The sequence below is a fragment of the Pseudoalteromonas holothuriae genome (genome assembly GCF_945859825.1).
Lineage (GTDB): Bacteria > Pseudomonadota > Gammaproteobacteria > Enterobacterales > Alteromonadaceae > Pseudoalteromonas > Pseudoalteromonas holothuriae.
Window position 1 is genome coordinate 1 of the sequence record NZ_CAMAPC010000067.1, and the last position, 1,188, is coordinate 1,188.

2 protein-coding genes are annotated in these 1,188 nt (G+C 40.7%); one reads left to right on the top strand and one right to left on the bottom strand.

Going from position 1 to position 1,188, the window contains the following annotated elements:
- Nucleotides 1-44 precede the first annotated feature (44 nt).
- Nucleotides 45-233 (top strand): hypothetical protein, encoded by a 189-nt coding sequence (locus OCI93_RS20880; RefSeq protein WP_261595353.1) that lies wholly within the window; start codon nucleotides 45-47, stop codon nucleotides 231-233.
- Between the two features lie 830 nt (nucleotides 234-1,063).
- Here OCI93_RS20880 and OCI93_RS20885 read toward each other — a convergent pair.
- A partial coding sequence (locus OCI93_RS20885) for an EF-Tu C-terminal domain-related protein (RefSeq protein ID WP_465250992.1) occupies nucleotides 1,064-1,188 on the bottom strand: 125 nt, incomplete at its 5' end.

The window sequence follows — 1,188 nt, forward strand, 5'->3', positions numbered from 1 at the left end:
TCACTCGTTAAAAAGCCCAAAGCTTAGGCTTGAAGGAGCACATTATGAATATCATGAATCTAACAAAAGCCGTCGGTGTTGTTGCTTTACTTGCACTGGCAGGTTGTTCAGACGGTCCAGCAGAGGATGCTGGTGAAAAAATCGATGAAATGGTAACCGATAGCAAAAACGCCATTGAAGATGCCTGTGAGAACGTTAAAGAAGCCGCTAAAGCTGAAAATGAAAACTGCTAATCGGTTTTAAACAAAATAGAATTATTAAAAGCCTCCAAAATCGTTTTGGGGGCTTTTTACAGTTCACACCAATTCACTTAATTTAGCGCTCTACTTTTAGGCAATGAAACCTTGTCGATCACAGGGTAAGAGTTTCGCTATTTAGTTGCGCTAAATGAGAAATTTATAACGCAGCAAGATCAGGTTTAGCCCCTCAAAATAATTAATACCAATTGCATTAAATAAATGTTCCGGTATTACAATAGGTCAATGTTTTAACGTGTAAAGGCTTAACGACAGCGAACGCAGTGAGTAAGTTTGCTTTACATAAAGTTTATCTAGGTGGTGAAGCCCTTAGCAGTGGTTAAACTTGCTTGTTTCACCTTGCACAAAGGAAATGCAAATGCTTCGCACTTTGTCATTACCCCTTGCACTATACAACTCACCATTGTCAGACGATGCTTCTCTTACCCGACTTACGAGCTCCAAGCATTAAAAAGGCCGCATCCTTTATCAGGAAACGACCTTTTTTACAATGTTACTGCAATCTATAGATTATTCTACGATTGAAGCGACAAGCACCAACATTCACTTGTAACAGTGCCACCTTCTCATATTTTAAACATAAAAAAACCCGAACCTAGGCTCGGGCTTTTCTTAATGCGTGAACGTGCAAAAGTTTAATGACAGAGTGCGAAGCACTCACATTCCTTTTGCGCAAGGTGAAATGAGCCTATCTAACAACCGCTAAGTTTACATCGCCGGATGGCGCTTACCAATTATCCAACCTACAAGCATTAAAAAAGGCCACCGAAGTGACCTTTTTTTACAGTGTTACTGCAATCTATAGATTATTCTACGATTGAAGCTACAACACCAGCACCAACTGTACGGCCACCTTCACGGATAGCGAAGCGTAAACCTTCGTCCATCGCGATTGGGCAGATTAGCTCTACAGTCATCTTGATGTTATCAC

Excerpts from the sequence above, each read along its gene's own strand:
- OCI93_RS20880 (WP_261595353.1), top strand. The coding sequence starts at position 45 with ATGAATATCATGAATCTAACAAAAGCCGTCGGTGTTGTTGCTTTACTT.